Annotated in this window: 14 protein-coding genes and 1 pseudogene; 9 read left to right on the plus strand and 6 right to left on the minus strand. The window is 63.8% G+C overall.

Going from position 1 to position 18,777, the window contains the following annotated elements; genetic code table 11:
• Window positions 1-18: 18 nt before the first annotated feature.
• Window positions 19-501 (minus strand): peroxiredoxin, encoded by a 483-nt coding sequence (locus C1T17_RS10665; protein WP_104953434.1) that lies wholly within the window; start codon window positions 499-501, stop codon window positions 19-21.
• Window positions 502-633: 132 nt separating this feature from the next.
• Between C1T17_RS10665 and C1T17_RS10670 the strand changes: the two genes are divergently transcribed.
• The 9 genes from C1T17_RS10670 (at window position 634) to trxA (ending at window position 14,224) form a co-directional block, all read left to right on the plus strand.
• The gene (locus tag C1T17_RS10670; RefSeq protein WP_104955149.1) at window positions 634-1,194 is read left to right on the plus strand and encodes a YqgE/AlgH family protein; all 561 of its coding nucleotides are present in this window, start codon (window positions 634-636) and stop codon (window positions 1,192-1,194) included.
• Between the two features lie 129 nt (window positions 1,195-1,323).
• Window positions 1,324-2,736, plus strand: a complete 1,413-nt coding sequence (ahcY, locus tag C1T17_RS10675; RefSeq protein WP_104955150.1) for an adenosylhomocysteinase — start codon at window positions 1,324-1,326, stop codon at window positions 2,734-2,736.
• Between the two features lie 208 nt (window positions 2,737-2,944).
• The gene (locus tag C1T17_RS10680; protein ID WP_189338309.1) at window positions 2,945-5,308 is read left to right on the plus strand and encodes a sensor histidine kinase; all 2,364 of its coding nucleotides are present in this window, start codon (window positions 2,945-2,947) and stop codon (window positions 5,306-5,308) included.
• Window positions 5,301-5,753 (plus strand): tRNA (adenosine(37)-N6)-threonylcarbamoyltransferase complex ATPase subunit type 1 TsaE, encoded by a 453-nt coding sequence (tsaE, locus tag C1T17_RS10685; protein ID WP_104953435.1) that lies wholly within the window; start codon window positions 5,301-5,303, stop codon window positions 5,751-5,753. The genes C1T17_RS10680 and tsaE overlap by 8 nt, the downstream gene beginning before the upstream one ends.
• On the plus strand, window positions 5,750-6,730 hold the full coding sequence (locus C1T17_RS10690; protein WP_104953436.1) for an aminoglycoside phosphotransferase family protein: 981 nt from the start codon (window positions 5,750-5,752) through the stop codon (window positions 6,728-6,730). Before tsaE ends, C1T17_RS10690 begins: the two co-directional genes overlap by 4 nt.
• Window positions 6,727-7,446: a nucleotidyltransferase family protein gene (locus tag C1T17_RS10695; protein ID WP_104953437.1), complete on the plus strand. Its 720-nt coding sequence runs from the start codon at window positions 6,727-6,729 to the stop codon at window positions 7,444-7,446. The genes C1T17_RS10690 and C1T17_RS10695 overlap by 4 nt, the downstream gene beginning before the upstream one ends.
• Window positions 7,439-10,420, plus strand: a complete 2,982-nt coding sequence (addB, locus tag C1T17_RS10700) for a double-strand break repair protein AddB (RefSeq protein ID WP_104953438.1) — start codon at window positions 7,439-7,441, stop codon at window positions 10,418-10,420. Before C1T17_RS10695 ends, addB begins: the two co-directional genes overlap by 8 nt.
• On the plus strand, window positions 10,413-13,871 hold the full coding sequence (addA, locus tag C1T17_RS10705) for a double-strand break repair helicase AddA (RefSeq protein ID WP_411269189.1): 3,459 nt from the start codon (window positions 10,413-10,415) through the stop codon (window positions 13,869-13,871). The genes addB and addA overlap by 8 nt, the downstream gene beginning before the upstream one ends.
• A 32-nt stretch (window positions 13,872-13,903) precedes the next feature.
• Window positions 13,904-14,224 carry a thioredoxin gene (trxA, locus tag C1T17_RS10710; RefSeq protein ID WP_104953440.1) on the plus strand — a complete coding sequence of 107 codons (321 nt, stop codon included), beginning with the start codon at window positions 13,904-13,906 and terminating at the stop codon, window positions 14,222-14,224.
• Window positions 14,225-14,246: 22 nt separating this feature from the next.
• On the opposite strand, the pseudogene C1T17_RS10715 reads toward trxA, so the two are convergent.
• The 5 genes and pseudogenes from C1T17_RS10715 to C1T17_RS10735 form a co-directional block, all read right to left on the minus strand.
• Window positions 14,247-14,857: pseudogene (locus tag C1T17_RS10715) on the minus strand (glutathione S-transferase family protein).
• A complete protein-coding gene (locus C1T17_RS10720; RefSeq protein ID WP_104953441.1) occupies window positions 14,851-15,642 on the minus strand; it encodes an inositol monophosphatase family protein in 792 nt (263 codons plus the stop codon). Before C1T17_RS10720 ends, C1T17_RS10715 begins: the two are co-directional and overlap by 7 nt.
• 4 nt (window positions 15,643-15,646) lie before the next feature.
• On the minus strand, window positions 15,647-16,873 hold the full coding sequence (gene argJ, locus C1T17_RS10725; RefSeq protein ID WP_104955152.1) for a bifunctional glutamate N-acetyltransferase/amino-acid acetyltransferase ArgJ: 1,227 nt from the start codon (window positions 16,871-16,873) through the stop codon (window positions 15,647-15,649).
• Between the two features lie 53 nt (window positions 16,874-16,926).
• The gene (aguB, locus tag C1T17_RS10730; RefSeq protein WP_104953442.1) at window positions 16,927-17,775 is read right to left on the minus strand and encodes an N-carbamoylputrescine amidase; all 849 of its coding nucleotides are present in this window, start codon (window positions 17,773-17,775) and stop codon (window positions 16,927-16,929) included.
• Between the two features lie 16 nt (window positions 17,776-17,791).
• A complete protein-coding gene (locus C1T17_RS10735) occupies window positions 17,792-18,775 on the minus strand; it encodes an agmatine deiminase family protein (protein WP_104953443.1) in 984 nt (327 codons plus the stop codon).
• Window positions 18,776-18,777 lie beyond the last annotated feature (2 nt).

Raw genomic sequence — 18,777 nt, forward strand, 5'->3', positions numbered from 1 at the left:
AGCAGGGGGCAGTATTCCTTAAAGTTGACCGAGCATATATTCGGCAGTGGACACCTTGAAGTCGCCCGGCGCTTCGACGTTCAGTGCTTCGACTACGCCATCATTGACGATCATCGAAAAGCGCTGCCCGCGCGTGCCGAGGCCGAACTTGCTGCCGTCCATCTCCAGGTCCAGCGCCTTTACGAAATCACCATTGCCGTCAGCCAACATCGTCACGGTCTTTTCTGCGCCCGCCGACTTCGCCCAAGCACCCATGACGAATGGATCGTTGACTGCCGTGCAGGCGATCTCATCGATCCCCTTGGCCTTCAGGTCGGCTGCCTTCTCGATGAAGCCCGGCAGATGCTTGGCGGAGCAGGTTGGCGTGAACGCGCCGGGTACCGAGAAAAGCGCGACCTTCTTGCCCGCGAAATAGCTCCCGCTGTTTACTGGCTCCGGTCCATTCTCGGTCATTGTGACGAACGTTGTTTCGGGCAGCTTCTCGCCTTTTGCGATGGTCATGGGAACTCTCCTGCTATTGGAAACGCGAATAACGCGGCGATAGTCGAAGCACGCGCGCCATGGAAACGCTTTATGTAAACGCCAATGTCGCTCAGCCATTGCGGCGCGGGAAAGCGCTCCTATAATCAAATCATGGACCTGCCACCCTTTTATGTCGGCAATCTGCTGCTCGCCATGCCGAGCCTTGGTGAGACCGAGTTCCACCAGTCGGTCATCGCGCTGTGCGTGCATGACGAGGACGGGGCAATGGGCATCGACATAGGTTCGGAAATCGGCGGTCTTGGTCTGCGGGAATTGCTCTCGACCTTCGATCTTGATGGCGGCAGCGTGCCCGATACGCCGGTCCTCCGCGGCGGGCCTGTGGAACCGCAGCGCGGCTTCGTTCTCCATTCCCTCGACTGGGGCGGGCGGGACATGGTGCAGATCGACAACCTGTGGGGCCTGTCGGGTTCGCTGGACATCCTGAAAGCCATTGCGGAAGGGCGCGGACCCAGCCGCTATCTGGTCGCTCTGGGCTATGCTGGATGGGGAGCCGGGCAGCTTGAGGACGAAATGACCGGGTCTAGCTGGTTTCTCGCTCCCGCCGATACCAGCATATTGTTCGAAACGCCGACACGCAGCCGCTGGTCGCGGACCTTTGCAGCCAGTGGGATCGATAGCGCGCTGCTGACGAACGCAGCCGGGCAGGCATGATCCGCAACCGATATAAAGAAATCTTTATATTGCCTTGATTCGGAGGCTTCCGGTTGGTAGGGAGCCACATTCGTCGCCATGCCTGCCGCCCAAGCAGTCGTCGCCGCGCCCATCACAGGAGACTTACCCGTGGCCACAGCCCCTGCCGTCGATACGGCCGACTACGTCATCAAGGACATTTCGCTTGCAGCCTTCGGTCGCAAGGAAATGGACATTGCCGAAACCGAGATGCCGGGCCTGATGGCTCTGCGCGCCGAGTTTGGCAAGTCGCAGCCGCTCAAGGGCGCGCGCATCACCGGTTCGCTGCATATGACGATCCAGACTGCCGTGCTGATCGAGACGCTGACAGCGCTGGGCGCACAGGTCCGCTGGGCCACCTGCAACATCTATTCGACGCAGGATCATGCCGCCGCCGCCATCGCCGCTTCGGGTGTGCCGGTGTTCGCGATCAAGGGCGAAACCCTTGAAGAATATTGGGATTATGTCGAGCGCATCTTCGATTGGGGCAATGGCGAGACCTGCAACCTGATCCTGGACGACGGCGGCGACGCCACGATGTTCGCGCTCTGGGGCGCGCGCGTCGAGGCTGGTGAAGAACTGTTCACGCCGTCGAACGAGGAAGAGGAAATCTTCGTCAAGACGCTGCGCCGCGTTCTTGCCGAGAAGCCCGGCTTCCTGACCAAGACGGTGCAGGCGATCCAGGGCGTTTCGGAAGAAACCACCACTGGCGTTCACCGCCTTTACGAGCTGGCCAAGAAGGGCAAGCTTCCTTTCCCCGCGATCAACGTCAACGACAGCGTGACCAAGAGCAAGTTCGACAACCTCTACGGCTGCAAGGAATCGCTGGTCGACGCGATCCGTCGCGGCACTGACGTCATGCTGGCAGGCAAGGTTGCTTGCGTCGCTGGCTTCGGCGATGTCGGCAAGGGTTCCGCCCAGTCGCTCCGCAACGGCGGCGCACGCGTTCTCGTCACCGAAGTCGATCCCATCTGCGCGCTTCAGGCCGCGATGGAAGGCTTCGAGGTCGTCACGATGGAAGACGCGGTGAAGCGCGCGGACATCTTCTGCACCGCCACCGGCAATGCCGACGTCATCACGCTCGATCACATGCGCGAAATGAAGAACATGGCGATCGTCTGCAACATTGGCCATTTCGACAGCGAGATCCAGATCAACGCATTGTCGAACATGAAGTGGAACGAGATCAAGCCGCAGGTCGACGAGGTCGAGTTCCCAGATGGCAAGAAGCTGATCGTGCTGTCCAAGGGCCGTCTGGTTAACTTGGGCAACGCGACGGGCCACCCGAGCTTCGTCATGTCGACCAGCTTCACCAATCAGGTGCTGGCGCAGATCGAATTGTGGACCAACCGTGCGGCATATAAGAACGAAGTCTATGTGCTGCCCAAGCATCTCGACGAGAAGGTCGCGGCGCTGCATCTTGATAAGCTGGGCGTCAAGCTCACCAAGCTGACCAAGGCGCAGGCGGACTATATCGGCGTGTCGGCGGAAGGCCCGTTCAAGCCGGATCATTACCGCTACTGACGACCATGCCCGCCCGTCCGGTTAGAAGCGACGGGGCGGGGCGAAGCAGTTCCGAAAGGGGCGCCCTCCAACCGGCGCCCCTTTTTCGCGTCTTGTTCACCATAAATGATCCTTGGCAAACGCAACCGCTTCACCTTGCCGACGCTTTGCGATAGGCGAGGATCATGAACAGCATCGGCAAGGCCAGGGCAGGGGAGAAGTAGCGCAGATGCTGTCGCTTTCCCCGACCGCCATGGCGCTGATCGGCGTGGTCCTGGCGCTCTGGCTGGCCGGGGCCGTGTGGGCGGTCCACACTGGCGTTCGGATGCGCCGCGAGGGTACGCATGCCCGCGAGCAGGCCGATCGCCTCGGCAGCCTGCTCCAGTCCGCGCCTGCGCTACCGATGATGATCCGCACCGACGGTCGCATCGAAACGCCCGAGCGCCTGGCGAACTGGCTGGGCCGGGACCGTGTTCCCGCCTTCGTTTCGGAACTCACCGCACCCGAGGGTGGCCTGCGCCCGGAGGATGGCGCAGCCCTCGCCATCGACATTGCGTCGGCACAACGCGCGGGCAAAAGCTTCTCCCGCCCTGTACGTGCCGTCGGTTCGGCCCGCGCGCTGCTGATCCGCGGCGCGCCCGCCAGCCCCAGCATGGGTGCGCAGGGCACCGTCATCCTGTGGATATTCGACGCCACAGATGCGCAGGCGGAAATCCACGCACTTCAAGCGGAGCGAGAGCAACTGCGCGCCGCACTGGAGTCGCTCTCTGGCCTCATCGAAGCTGCGCCCCTGCCAATGTGGCATCGCACGCCCGACTTGCACCTCGCGCTCGTCAACAGTGCCTATGTCGCTGCCGTCGATGCGGAGTCGGCGCAACAGGTCATCAGCGAGGGCATAGAACTGGTCGAAGCGCTCGATGGGAAAAGCCCGATGGCCGCCGCCGCGCAGGCCGCTGAAGCCGCCCAACCGCTTGCCCGCCTCGTTCCTGCGACCATCGACGGGGCACGCCGCGTGATGCGCGTCGTCGATGTGCCGCTCGGCGAGGCAGGCATTGCCGGGTTCGCCATCGACATGCACGAGCTGGAGCAAGCCCGCGCCGAACATCGTCGGTTCGAAAACGCACAGCATGACCTGCTCGACCGTCTCTCGGCAGGCGTCGCGCAGTTTGGTGCGGATCGCTCGCTGCAATTCTGGAACCAGCCGTTCAGCAGCCTGTTCGCGTTGAAACCTGAGCATCTCGCCGACAAGCCGGAATTCGAGCGCGTGCTCGACCGTATGCGCGAAGCGGGCCGCATCCCCGAACATCGCGATTTCCCTGCCTGGCGTGCGGAGCGCCGCGAATGGTTCCTGTCCGCCGACGCGCAGGAAGAGAACTGGCTCCTCGCGGACGGCACGCATTTGCGGGTTTTCGCCCAGCCCCTTCCTGACGGCGGCCTGCTTCTGATCTTCGAGGATCGAACGGAGCAAGTGCAACTATCCAGCGCCCGCGACACTCTGCTGCGCGTCCGCACCGCCACGTTCGACAATTTGTTCGAGGCGATCGGCGTCTTCGCCTCCGATGGCCGCCTGCATCTCTGGAATAGCCGTTTCCGCCAGATATGGGGCGTCGACGAAAAGCTGCTGGGATCGCATCCGCGCATCGACGAACTGATGCAGAAAGTCGCAAAATCCCTCGCCAAACCGCATCAGGCGAGCCTCGTCCGCGAACTCGTCCGAGCGGCCACCGTGGAGCGCAAGCAGCGCGGCGGGCGGGTCGCCTTCGCCGATGGTCGCGTCTTCGACTTTGCGGCTATTCCGCTGCCCGACGGCAACGCGCTGTTCACGATGCTCGACGTCACCGACAGCCGCCGCATGGAACAAGTGCTGCGCGACCGGAACGAAGCGCTGGTCGAGACAGACAAGCTTAAAACCGCCTTCCTTTCCAATATGAGCTACGAGCTGCGCACGCCCCTCACGTCGATCTCTGGCTTCGCGGAGATGATGCAGGCCGGTTTCGCCGGAGACTTGCCCCCCGCCGCTAGCGAATATGTCGATGCCATCATGCAGAGCACCGGCAGGCTCGCGGTGCTGATCGACAACGTCCTCGACCTGACGCAAGGGGAGGCGGGCGCGCTGCCCCTCGAAATGCGATCCGTCGAACTCGCCGCAGTGGCGCGCGAAAGTGCGAAGCGCATTGCCGATGCGGCAAAGAGCAAGGGGCTCGATTTCGTCATCGACTTAAAGCCTTCTCTCGGCCGCATAACCGGCGATGCCCGCCGCCTGGGTCAGGCGCTCGACCGCCTGCTCGACAACGCCGTGCGCTACTGCCCCGCAGGAAGCCGCGTGTTGCTCTATGGGGACGGGCAGATGCGCACCGCACGCCTGATCGTTTCGGACAGCGGGGCGGGCATGGACACCGAAGCGCAATCCCGTGCCTTCGATCGCTTCAGCCGCGCCGATCAGGCCAAGCGTGGCGAAGCGCTCGGCCTCGGACTGCCGCTCGCCCGTCAGTTGATCGACGCCCATGGCGGCACCCTCACGCTGGTATCGGAGCCGGGGCAGGGCACCTTGGTCACTATCGACTTGCCCCGCGAAAGCGCGCTGAATGCTTGACCTGCGCGTCGTGGACGACGCAGATATGCGCGCGCTGGGTGGTAAACTTGCGTTTCTTGCCCGCGCGGGTGACGTCATAGCGCTCGAAGGCGGCCTTGGCGCGGGCAAGACGACTCTCGCCCGGGGCCTGCTTTCCGCCCTCGGCCTGGAGGAAGATGCACCAAGCCCCAGCTTCGCACTGGTCCAGCCCTATGAACCGCCGCTCGTTACGCTGCCGGTCGCGCATGTCGATCTCTACCGCCTTGATGATGATGCCGATGTTCGGGAACTGGGGCTGGAGGATTATCTCACCGATAGCGTCCTGATCATCGAATGGCCGGAGCGCCTGGGCATCCGCTTGTGGGATCACAGCCTGATCCTGTCGATCGAAGTCGAGGCGGACGGCACCCGGAGCTTGACAGCGCAGGTGCCGGACGCTTGGAGAGACCGATGGCCTCCCAAATGACTCCGCCCGACGCCGCCCCCGCTTTCCTCGCCCAGGCGGGCTGGGGCAACGCGCAGATCCTTCCGCTTGCAGGCGACGCATCTTTCCGCCGCTATTTCCGTATCCATGACACGGCGCGGCAGGCCGTTCTTATGGATGCGCCGCCTCCGCACGAAGACCCGCGCCCTTTCCTCGCTATCGCCGATCACCTGATCGCGCAGGGGTTTGCCGCCCCTGGCATAATCGCGCGCGATCTGGATAACGGCCTCGTCCTGCTGGAGGATTTCGGCGACATCCGGGTTCGCGAATATCTCGACGCATCACCTCATGAGGAGCGCGCTGTCTACGAACGGGCCGTGTCGCTGCTGGCAGACCTCCACACCCGGCCCGCCGCCGACGTTCCGCCCTATGACCGTGCGGTATATCAGCGCGAAGCGGCGCTTCTCCCGGAATGGTATTGCCCCGCCGTCGGCTTGAGCGTGGACGAACCGGGCTACACCGCCGCATGGGACGCCGTTCTAACCATCGTCGAGCAAGACGATTCCCCAAAGGTGACGGTGCTGCGCGATTATCATGCCGAGAATATCATGCTGATCCCCGGTCACGAGCAGTCACGCGGCCTTGGACTTCTCGACTTTCAGGACGCCCTGATCGGCCACCCCGCCTATGATCTCGTGTCCCTGCTTCAGGATGCGCGTCGCGAAGTGGCCCCAGAAGTCGAGGCTGCGATGATCGCCCACTATAAAGCCATTGCCAATCCGCAAGGCGACTTTGATGCCGCCTATGCCATTCTCGGCGCGCAGCGAAATGCGAAGATCATCGGCATCTTCACGCGCCTGTGGAAGCGCGACGGCAAGCCCCGCTATCTGGACTTCCTGCCCCGGATGTGGACGCTGCTCGAACGCGACCTAACCCATCCGGCGCTCGCGCCAGTCGCAGACTGGTTCGCCGCGAACATCCCCGCCGACAAGCGTCATCGGGCGCTCGGCGGCCAATGACGGTGCTTATTCGCACGGCCATGCTGATGGCGGCGGGCCTCGGCAAGCGCATGCGCCCGCTCACCGCCACCCGCCCCAAGCCGCTGGTAAAGGTTGCGGGCAAGGCACTGATGGATCACGCGCTGGACCGCCTCGAAGCGGGCGGCATCGAAAAGGCCGTGGTCAACGTCCACTACCTCGCCAGCACAGTCGAGGCGCACTTGAAGACTCGCAAGGGCGGCATGGAAATCCTGATCTCCGACGAGCGCGCGAAGTTGCTGGAGACTGGCGGCGGCCTGATGCATGCCAAGGCTCTGCTCGGCGATGCGCCATTCGTTTGCGCCAACAGCGATAACCTTTGGATCGATGGCCCGCGCAACAGCATCGCGCTGCTCGCCGATCATTGGGACGACGCGCGCATGGACGCCTTGCTCCTGATGATCCCCCACGCCCGCGCGAACTGCCACAGCGGCCCCGGCGATTTCCACATGGACACGACCGGACGCCTCACCCGCCGTAAACCGGGCTATATCGCGCCATTCGTCTTCACCGGCGTTCAGATCCTCTCGCCCCGCCTGCTCGTCGATCCGCCGGAAGACGTGTTTTCTACCAACGTGTTCTGGAACCGCGCCATCGAAGCAGGCCGCCTCTACGGCGTGTCCCATCAGGGCCTCTGGTTCGACGTTGGCACGCCACAGGCCATTCCGGTGGTCGAATCCGTCATCGCCAATGGGTGAGCGGACCAGGCCCGCCGTTTACACCATTCCGGCGCACCGCGCGTTTTCCGATGCGCTGGCGGCGGGCATACTCGCGCAGCACGGCAGCGATCCAATGGCGCTGGCGCGAGGTACGATCCTCGTCCCCAACAACCGGGCGGCTCGCTCCATCACGGAGGCGTTCGTTCGGCGCTCGGAAGGTGGCCTGCTATTGCCGCGCCTCGTCCATATCGGCGACCCTGAGCTGGATGAAACCCTAAGCGGCGCGCTCGATCCCATCGGCGTGGAGATCATCCCCCCCGCGATCCCGCCGATGGAGCGGCAGATGCTGCTGGCGCGGCTGGTCCAGCACGCCCGCGCCCGCACAGGCCAGCCCGTCGATGCCGCCGAAGCCATCCGCCTTGCCCAAGCGCTGGCCAGCACGCTCGACCAGATGCTTATTGCCCAAATCGATCCCCGCAAGATCGCAGAACTCGATATCGCCGGGGAGTTGTCGACTCATTGGCAGAAGTCGCTGCAACTCTTTGAAATTCTGCTGAACACCTTGCCAAAAATGCTGGCGGAGCGCGGCATGATCGATATGGCGGATCGCCGTAATCGCCTACTCGCGCATGTCACACACCGTTGGGCAGAAAGCCCGCCACCGGGATTTGTCATCGCGGCCGGTATCAACACCACGGCGCCCGCGATTGCGGCTCTCCTTGGGCAAGTGGCGCGGATGGCGCGCGGGCAGGTGGTGCTTGCCGACCTCGACCAGAATATGAGTGCCGATGAGTGGGACGCCATCGGCCCATTCCCGCCAGACCCGGTCACCGGCCGCAGCCGTCGCCCGCACGAAACCCATCCGCAATATGGCTTGAAGCGCCTGCTCGACCTGATGAGCGTTGCGCGGGAGGAAGTCGCACTCTGGCGCTGGGGTGGTGGTCATGACGCCCGCGCGATCCGCAGCCGCAACATCTCGCACGCCATGCTGGTGCCGCATCTTACGTCCAAATGGCGCGATCTGGACACTGTCGAGCGGTCCCTTGCGGGCGTAGAGGCGCTGGAAGTCGCCACGCCCGCCGAGGAAGCGCAGGCTATCGGGATCGCGCTGCGCGAAGTTCTGGAAACGCCGGAGCGCACCGCCGCGCTGGTGACGCCTGATCGCGCGCTGGCCACGCGTGTCGCCGCACATCTGCGCCGCTGGGGGATTGAAGCCGACGATTCCGCTGGACAGCCGCTCTCCCGCCTCGCGCCCGGCACGTTGCTGGTCGGACTGGCCGAAGCAGCCGCGGAGCATTTTGCTCCGGTTGCGATGCTGAACCTGCTCAAACACCCGCTGGTAATGCGCGGCGACAGGCGCTTAGAATGGCTGGAGAATGTCCGCCGTTTCGACCTGCTCCTGCGCGGCCCGCGTCCGCCTGCGGGGCTTGCCGGGATTGACGCTCTGATTGTGCCTCGGGAGGATGACCGCCAGCGTGTGCTCCGTTCCGAAGTGGCGTCATGGTGGCCACAGGCCCGCGCGTTGCTGATGCCTCTTGAAGCAGCATTCACGGCCCACAGCGACCTCGCGTCGCTTCTGGCGGCGCTCAGAACTACGGCCAGTGCACTTAGCGCCGACGCTGTGTGGGCAGGGCATCACGGCCATGCCGCCGCCGAATTGTTTGCCGATATGGAAGCCGCTGCGCCGCTCGGGCCGCAAGATGCCACGCCGCAATCCATTCCCGCATTGCTCGACCGGATGCTCGGCCAAGTCGCCGTGCGCCCGCCACAGGGCGGCCATCCGCGCATCGCCATCCTCGGGCTGATCGAAGCGCAACTCCAGCAATCGGACTTGATGATCCTGGCGGGGCTCAACGAAGGCACATGGCCCGCGATCCCCGCGCCAGATCCATGGCTCGCGCCGCGCATCCGGCAGGAACTTGGGTTGCCTGGCCTCGAAGGCCGCATTGGCATATCGGCGCATGACTTTGCCAGTGGCCTTGGCGCGCCGCGTGTTCTCATCACGCGCGCGCGCAGGGATGCGAGCGCCCCGGCGGTGGCTTCGCGCTTCTGGTTACGGCTTAAAGCCATGGCCGGACCGCAGTGGAAGGAGGCCAGTCGCTACGTCACCTTGGGTCGCGCGCTGGACCACGCCGCGGAGCAGCATCCCGCGCCTCGACCCGCGCCATGCCCTCCACTCGCCATCCGCCCGCGCAAAATCGCCGTCACCGATGTCGACCGCCTGAAAGCCGACCCTTATGCTTTCTACGCGCGCAAGATCCTCGGGCTGTCGGTTCTCGACGCCGTCGATGCCGACCCCAGCGCTGCGTGGCGGGGTACGGAAGTTCACCGCATCCTCCAGCATTGGGCAGAGCAGGATAATCGCGATCCGGCCCGCCTCGAACAGCGCGCCCGCGACATGCTCGCCCGAGCCGACTCCCACCCGCTGATGCGTGCGCTTTGGCAACCCCGCCTCCTCGCAGCGATTCATTGGATTGCATCACAAGTCGTTGAAGACGAAAAGAATGATCGCCACATTGCTATTGTGGAGGGCAGGGGGGAGGCAACGCTCGCAGGAGTGACACTCTACGGCGCGGCGGATCGGATTGATCGCCTTCCTGACGGCAAATGGGCCATAGTCGATTACAAGACCGGCAAGCCTCCGCGCGCCAAGCAGGTACAGGCCGGGTTTGCCATGCAACTTGGACTACTTGGGCTGATCCTGGAACATGGCGGTTTTGCGGACCAGAACGCCACAGGGATTGCAGGCGAGTTCGAATATTGGTCGCTCGGCAAAAAGGGCGACAGCTTCGGCTACCGTGAAAGCCCCGCCGATCCCGTCGGCAAGCGCGGCAAGATCGTCACTGCCGATTTCACTTCTGAAGCCCTTCAGAACTTCAGCGAAGCCGCTGCGCGCTGGCTCACCGGAATGGAGCCCTATGTCGCCAAACTGCATCCCGAAATCCCGACCTACGCCGATTACGACCAGTTGATGCGGCTCGAAGAATGGTATGGACGCGAGAAGCATGTCTAGGCCCGCCTCCGCCCTCCAGCCGCTCCACGGCGAGCAGGCGCTGGCCGCCGGACCGGACGCCCACGTCTGGCTGTCGGCATCGGCAGGAACCGGCAAGACTCATGTGCTTACGGCTCGAGTCTATCGCCTATTACTAAGTGGGGTCCGCCCTGAGAATATCCTGTGCCTCACCTTCACCAAGGCCGGCGCGGCGGAAATGGCCGAGCGTATCCACAACCGCCTTGCCGCATGGGTGCAGATGGATGGTCCCGCCCTCGCCGCCGATCTTCGTGCTTTGGGAGAAGACTTCGGCCCAGAGGCGCAGGATAATGCCCGCCGCCTGTTCGCCGAGGTACTGGAAGCTACCGGCGGCGGCCTGCGCATTCAGACGATCCATGCTTTTTGCCAGCAATTGCTTTCCGCCTTCCCGGTTGAGGCGGGTCTGATCCCCGGTTTCCGGCCATTGGAAGCGCGCGAGCAGGCGCAACTTGCGCGACAGGCATTGGCCGACATGGTTCTGGAGGCGGAAGCCACTGGCGACACCATGCTGATCGACGCGATGCAGGCGCTGAGCCTCCGCCTCGGCGAAGGCGCTGCCGAGGCATTCCTGATGCGGTGCGCGCGCCGGTTCGACGTCATGGCTGCTTTGCCGTCGAACGTGCGCGATTGGTTGTTCACGCAACTCGACTTACCGCCCGGAGACGTGGAGGACGCTATTGCTGCAGGATGCGGCGATGATGTGTTCGATGTCCGGGCGTTGTCCCGCATCGCCGCCGCCAACGCAGCGTGGGCCACTGCGACGGGGCTTGCCGATGCGGACAAGATCGCCGTCTGGCGCGCGGCTACTGCCGCCGATCGGGCGAAAACGCTTGCCGATATCGTCAGCATATTCTGCACCGCCAAGCGCGAAGCCAAGAAGCACAAGCCCAAATTGCTGGACGCTGAGCCGGATTATGCAGACCTTTGTGCACGGCTGTCAGACCATTGCTATGCGCTGATCGACTTGCGCGACCGCGCCGCCTATGCCGAACTGCTCGCGAAAGCGCTTCACGCGGGCCGCGCCTACGCCAACGCCTATGCGCAAGCCAAGCGGCAGGCCGGCGCGGTAGATTTCGACGACCTGATCGCCCGGGCGCAATCGCTGCTCAGCGAACCCGGCATGGGCGACTGGGTCCGCTACAAGCTCGATCAGCAGACCGACCATATTCTTGTCGATGAGGCGCAGGACACGAATTCCCAGCAATGGGAGATAGTTGCGGCACTCACCGAAGAGTTTTTCGCAGGAGAAGGCGCGAAGGGCGACCGCATCCGCACCATCTTCACCGTCGGCGATTTCAAGCAGGCGATTTTCGGTTTCCAGGGCACCAGCCCGCTCGCTTTCGAATATGCCCGCCGCCGCTTCGCCGACTTTGCAGAAGCAGCACAGCATATATTCCACGACCTTTCTTTGGACCGCAGCTTCCGTTCTACGCCTGCCGTACTCGATGTCGTAGACGCCACGATTGCGGCACTCGATCCCGGCGCGCTGGGTTTCGCCTCCGATAGCGTCCACCACATCAGCGCCAATCGCTACCCCGGCGAAGTCATCCTCCTCAAACCCGTCGCCGCAGGATTGCCGGACGACGAGGACGCCGACCCCGAAGGCGAGGAGGATTGGCTCTCCGATCAGGACCGCACACTGGCCGAGCGGATCGCCGAGCAGATCCGAACGTGGATCGCCAGCGGAACCATGTTGGAGAGCAAGGGCAGGGCGATCACGGCGGGCGACGTCATGATCCTTGTCCGCAAGCGCGGCGATCTTGCGCGCCTCATCGTTGCGCGCCTCTACGAAGCGGGGGTTCCGGTCGCGGGGATCGACCGCCTGCGCCTTAACGCGCCGCTCGCAGTGCGCGATTTGCTCGCCGCATTGCGCTTCGCCGTGCAGCCGGAGGACGATCTCAACCTCGCCAATCTCCTGGTTTCGCCGCTGATCGGGTGGACGCAGGACGAATTGCTGGAGCGCGCCCACTCCCGCAAGCTAGGCCTGTGGGCGCATCTGCGCGCCACCGTGGACGAGGCGCGCCTCACACATCTGCGGGATCTTCTCGCGCAAGCCGACTTCACCACGCCATATCGCTATCTTGAACAGATACTCTCCGGCCCGATGCAGGGACGTCATGCGCTAATCCGCAGGCTTGGCGTAGAGGCCCGCGATCCGATCGAGGAACTGTTGAACGCCGCGCTGGCGTTCGAGATGGATAGCCGCCCTTCGTTGCAACGGTTCGTGGACTGGTTCGACCGTGGCGATGTGGAGATCGTCCGCGACGCCGCGGCGCAGGGCGATGCCGTCCGCCTCCTCACCGTGCATGGCGCCAAGGGGTTGCAGGCGCCGGTGGTCATTCTGGCCGATGCTGCGCATGATCCCGACGCAGGCAACCGCACCGACAGCCTCGAGTGGACGATGGACGCAGGCAATCTCCCGCTCGTCTCTCCGCGCAAGACGGAGCGTTTCGGCCCTATAGCAGAGGCCTTCGAAGCCACTGCCGCTTCGGACCGGCAGGAACACTGGCGTCTCCTCTACGTCGCGATCACGCGGGCGGAGGAGAAGCTAGTCATCGCCGGATCGCTCTCCGCACGCGCCAAGGGCGTGGTGCCGGAGGCAAGCTGGCACGCTGCTGTGGAGCGCGGCATGGCGTCACTTGGCAGCGAATGGGAAGCCGACCCGCTCTGGAACGCGCGCCGCGTCTGGCGCGGCAAGGAGCAACTTGCCCCCGCCAAGCCCGATAAGCGCGAAGCCAAGGCATTCGCCGCAACCGCCGAACCCGTATGGCTCCGTAAACCCGCCCCTATCGAAGCGCGCCCGCCGCGCCCGCTTGCCCCTTCCGCGCCGGTCGAGGACGATACGCCCAATCCGCCACCTACCGCCACGCAGCGCAAGGCGGCAGAGCGCGGGAAATGGCTTCACGCTTTGTTCGAGCGGCTTCCCGCCGTGCCGTCGCTCGACCGCCGCGCCGCCGCCGACCGCTGGCTTGAAAGCATTGCGCGCGTGGAAGCGCCTTCGGAACGCAGCGCTATCATCGACCATGCGCTCGCCGTGATTGAGGGATCGCAATTTGTGGGTCTCTTTACCCCGGACGCCCTTGCCGAAGCGCCGATCGCCGCCGTGGTCGGAGAGACTGTTATCAGCGGCACGGTAGACCGACTTTGCATCGGCGACGCGCTGGTGCAGGTGGTCGATTTCAAGACCGGCAGCGCGGTTCCGGCCAGCGCCGATGAGGTTCCGGTCCCGCATCTGCGGCAGATGGCCGCCTATGTCGCAGCGCTGGCAGCCATCTTCCCCGGCCGCCGCATCGAGGCGGGGCTGCTCTACACTGCCGCTCCTGTGCTCATCCTGCTGCCGGACGCGCTGCTCGCACCCTACAAGCCCGGCTTTCCGCCCCAGCAATACAAATTGGACCTCTTGCCCGTTGAGGCTGACGGACAGACACCCTAGATACGCATCAACTTACCACAGGAGAATTCCGCATGGCCACCAAGGCAGTATCCGACGCCAGCTTCAAATCTGACGTAATCGACAGCGGCCGACCCGTTCTGGTCGACTTCTGGGCGGAGTGGTGCGGCCCGTGCAAGATGATCGGCCCGGCCCTGGAGGAGATTTCCGAGGAACTCGCCGACAAGCTGGACATCGTGAAGATCAACATCGACGAAAATCCCGATGCGCCCACGCAATATGGTGTGCGCGGCATCCCGACGATGATCCTGTTCAAGGGTGGCCAGATCGCCGCCACTAAGGTCGGCGCTGCACCCAAGAGCCAGCTTAAGAGCTGGATCGAAGGCGAGCTTTAATCCACCTAACGAAGCGGCCTGCCTATGTCAGTGGTATCATCACTGTTCGGACATAGGCGGGACGTTTCATCAACCGTTCGTACCACGCGCGCACGTTCGGCAGTTCGGGACGAGCCCAGTCCAGCGTGAACCATGTGTGGGCGTAGACGCCCAACGGTATGTCGCCGAGGCCAAGAGCCTTGCCCGACAGCCATCCCGTTTGATCCAGTGCCGCGTCCAGTGTTTTCATGAGGCTCGCGCACGCCTCCAGCGAGCGGGCAATCTGCGCCTCATCCCGCTGCTCGGGCGAGCGGCGGATGAGGTTAATGAAGGCATCACGTTGCGCGTCGGCAAAGGCGAACTGCCAATCCATCCATTTGTCGCCAATTGCACGCTCGGCCGGGCCCGCCGTCCAGAACCGCTCCGGCGCGTGGCGCGCTGCCAAGTAGCGCAGGATAGCGTTTGACTCCAAAGAGTTACACCGTCATCTTCAATTGTCGGAATAAGTGCGTTCGGGTTCATGGCCAGATATGCTTCCGGCATGCCGAAGGTGCCGCCCACATCGTGACGCACATATTCCAGCCCGATTTCCTCCGCCAGCCAAGCAACTTTTTTGACGTTGTGCGAGTTCAGCCGGCCCCAAATTGTCAGCATAGGATGCTCTGCGCCAAATCCCACATCCGCGGCGAAGCAGCACCCAATAAGCCGCGCTTTTTATCCCCCACAACATAAGGGGTCCCGTCCCGGCGCGCGAGCTTCGCGCCCGACTCGTTCAACAGCAGCGCCCCCGCCACATGATCCCATGGCAGCGATCGTTCGAACAGCGACACGTCATTCTGGCCCAGCACCAGCCGGGGATATTGCTCCGCTGCGCAACGGGGGATGTCGACCAGCGTGAACTTGCCCTCAGCCCGCTCGGCGATCTCGGCGCGCTGTTCATCGGTCATGAAATAAACGGCGAGTGCTGCGACGGGCTTGTCCGAACCACTCTCCCGCGCCGTGACGCGCTCGTCATCGATGAACGCGCCGCCGCCGAGCGCCGCGTGGCACATCCGTCCGGTCAGTGGGTCGAGTATCCATCCCGCCTGAATAATGCCATCGTTCACCAATCCAACCATAATGCCGAAAGGCGCGCGCCCCGCTGCGAAATTGCCGGTGCCGTCGATCGGGTCGATGATCCAGTTCAGCCCACCGCCTGCGCGGTCCAGCACTGCCGGATCGGCGGCGGTCGCTTCCTCACCGATCACGTCCGCTTCGGGAAGAATTTTCAGCAGCCCCTCATGCAGCCGCAGCTCGCTTTCCTTGTCGGCGATGGTCACATAATCGTCCGCCGCCTTCTCCTCGATCTCGTGCACGGCCAGGTTCTGGTATCGCGGCAGCACGACCTCGGCCGCCACGGTTTCCATCAGCGTCGCGACGGAACGATAGAGTGCGTGCATGGGCTTAGCTCCGGTAATCTGCGTTGATGGCGATATAGCCATGGGTCAGGTCGCAGGTCCAAACCGTTGCGCGGCCTTCGCCCAATCCCAGATCAACGTCGATGTCGATTTCGGAACCCTTCAGGTGCGCGGCGACTGGCGCTTCATCATAGTCATCGACAGCAAGACCCTCGCGCGCCACCTGTACGCCACCGAAGCGGATCGACAGCTTGTCGCGCTCGGCCGGTTCGCCTGCCTTGCCCACGGCCATGACGATACGGCCCCAATTGGCGTCTTCCCCGGCAATTGCAGTCTTCACAAGTGGCGAGTTGGCGATGGAAAGCGCGATGCGGTGGGCGCTGGCGTCGCTGCTCGCGCCGCTGACATGTACGGCGATAAACTTGGAAGCGCCTTCGCCGTCGCGCACGACCAGATGCGCCAGTTGTCGGCACAGATCGGCCAATGCCGAGGCGAATGCGTCCGCGCCTGCATCGTCGAAGCTCGTTAATGGCATATTGCCCGCCACGCCTGTCGCGAAGGCCAGAACGGTGTCGGAAGTCGAAGTGTCGCTATCCACTGTGATGCAGGAGAAACTCGTCCGGTTCGCCGCGCTCAGCAACGATTGCAGGAACACGGGGTCCACCGCAGCGTCAGTGAATACGTAGCCCAGCATCGTCGCCATATCCGGCGCAATCATGCCCGATCCCTTGACGATCCCCACCAGGTTCACCGTCCGGTCCCCGATCACAGCGCGCGTCACCGCTGCCTTGGCGAAGGTGTCGGTCGTCATGATCGTCGCGGCGGCTTCTTCCCAGCCACAGGGCTCCGCCACGAATGCCGCGTCGAGGCCGGCCTCCGCCTTGTCCACCGGCAGAGGCACGCCGATCACGCCTGTGGAAGAAATGAACACGTCGCTCGGCACGCAGCCCAGATGATTGGCCACACGCGCCGCAATGGCCTCGACCGCCGTCCGCCCGCGATGCCCGGTGAACGCGTTGCTGTTGCCTGCATTCACCACAAGCGCCCGCGCGTGGCCCAGCGGAATGGCGTCGCGACACCACTCGACCTCCGGGGACGGGCACAGGCTCTGCGTCGTCACGCCTGCGACCGCCGTGCCGGGCGCCAATTCGACATAGGTCAAATCGCACCGGTCCCACGTCTTGTATCGCGCCCGTGCCACGCGCAACGTCACGCCGCCGATGACCGGCAGTTCGGGGAAAGAGGCAGGGGCGAGGGGAGATCGATCTGTCATGCGGCGGGAATAGCGCAATCAGGTGACGGATCAACGTCTTTGCATGGCGCCGCTCAGATATCCTGCGCGATCCGCCCGTATAATTCCGGCCGCCGGTCGCGGAAGAAGCCCATGCCCGCCCTGTGCGTCCGTGCCGCATCCAGGTCGAGCGTCGCCACCAGGGCACCGTGCTCCTGATCGCCGACTTCTGCGAGGTAATCACCCCATTCGTCGGTGATGAAGCTATGCCCGTAGAAGCGCTGGCCTTCTTCCTCGCCTATCCGGTTCGCGGCAATCACCGGCATGCAATTGCTCACCGCATGGCCCAGCATCGCCCGCCGCCACATCCGGCTGGTGTCGAGGTCAGCGTCATAAGGTTCCGATCCGATGGCCGTCGGGTAGAACAGCATTTCCGCCCCCATCAACGCCATCACCCGTGCACTTTCGGGATACCATTGATCCCAGCAGATGCCGACGCCGATGGTGCCGTACTTCGTCTTCCACACCTTGAAGCCGCTATTGCCGGGCCGGAAATAATATTTCTCTTCATAGCCCGGGCCGTCGGGAATATGGCTCTTGCGATACACGCCCATGATCTCGCCCTGATCGTCTATCATCGCGAGGCTATTGTAGTGATGATGCCCATCCCGCTCGAAGAAGCTCGTCGGGATATAGATTTCCAGTTCCTTCGCCAGCCGCTGCATCGCCAGCACCGCATGATGGCTCTCCACGGGCTGCGCGGTAGCGAATAGCGCCTCATCCTCGACGCGGCAGAAATACAGACCTTCGAACAGCTCTGGCGGCAATATGATCTTCGCGCCGCGCGCCGCAGCCTTGCGCACATGCGTCTCCACGCGCGCGATATTTTCGTCGATGTCGTCAGTGAAGGCGAGTTGCAGGGCGGCAACGGTCACTTTGGTCATATTGGCTCCGGAAGGATCAGGCGCTCGGCATCTGCTGGCTGGTGCAATGGAAGCTCCCGCCGCCCGCCAATATGGCATCGCTGCGCAATCCGACAATCTCCCGATCCGGGAAAAATGTACGAATGGCATCCAAAGCCGCCCGATCGTTTGGTTGTCCGTAGATCGGCACCACCACCGCCGCATTGCCGATGTAGAAGTTCATATAGCTCGCCGGGATGATCTCTCCGTCCACAATCACGCGGCCGGGGGAGGGCACCGAGACCACCTCGACCCCATAAGCCTTCGCCCGCGCCCGCGCATCGGCATAGATCCCGGAATTGGGATCATCTGCTTGCGTCGCTTCCGGCACCGCCAGCACGCCGGGCGCCACGAACCGCGCCAGATTGTCGACATGCCCATCGGTATGATCGTTCAGCAAGCCGTCGCCCAGCCACAGCATGTGCGATAACCCGAGACTCCCGGCCAGCAGCGTCTCGATCTTTCCCCGGTCCAGATCCGGATTGCGGTTGGGGTTCAGCAGGCATTGCTCAGTCGTGACGAACAGCCCGGTTCCGTCGGTGTCCACCGCGCCGCCCTCGAATACCCAGGGCGCGCTCGTCACGGGCAGGTCCGTCTGCGCCGCCAACCGTGCGCCGATGTCCTCGTCGCCCGCCATCACATATTTCCCGCCCCAGCCGTTGAAGCGGAAGTCCACCAGCGCCCGCACAGCGCCATTGCGCACGCAGATCGGCCCGGTATCGCGCAGCCAAACATCGCCATGCTTCTCGACCTGCACGACCACGCCGTCGCCGACCAGCGCCCTCGCGATATCGGCGTTCGCCTGGTCCGCCGCGACGAGCCGGACTTGCTCGCCCCTGCCGCCCGCGTGCACCGCATCGGCAAAGGCCGCGATCTGCCGCTGCGCCTCCGGCAATGTGGCAGGCCACTCGGCGGCATCGCCCGGAAAGCCGATCCACACCCAGTCATGCGGCGCCCATTCGGCGGGCATAAGAAACGTCATGG

Origin of the sequence: Sphingobium sp. SCG-1 (assembly GCF_002953135.1) — a bacterium.
GTDB lineage: Bacteria > Pseudomonadota > Alphaproteobacteria > Sphingomonadales > Sphingomonadaceae > Sphingobium.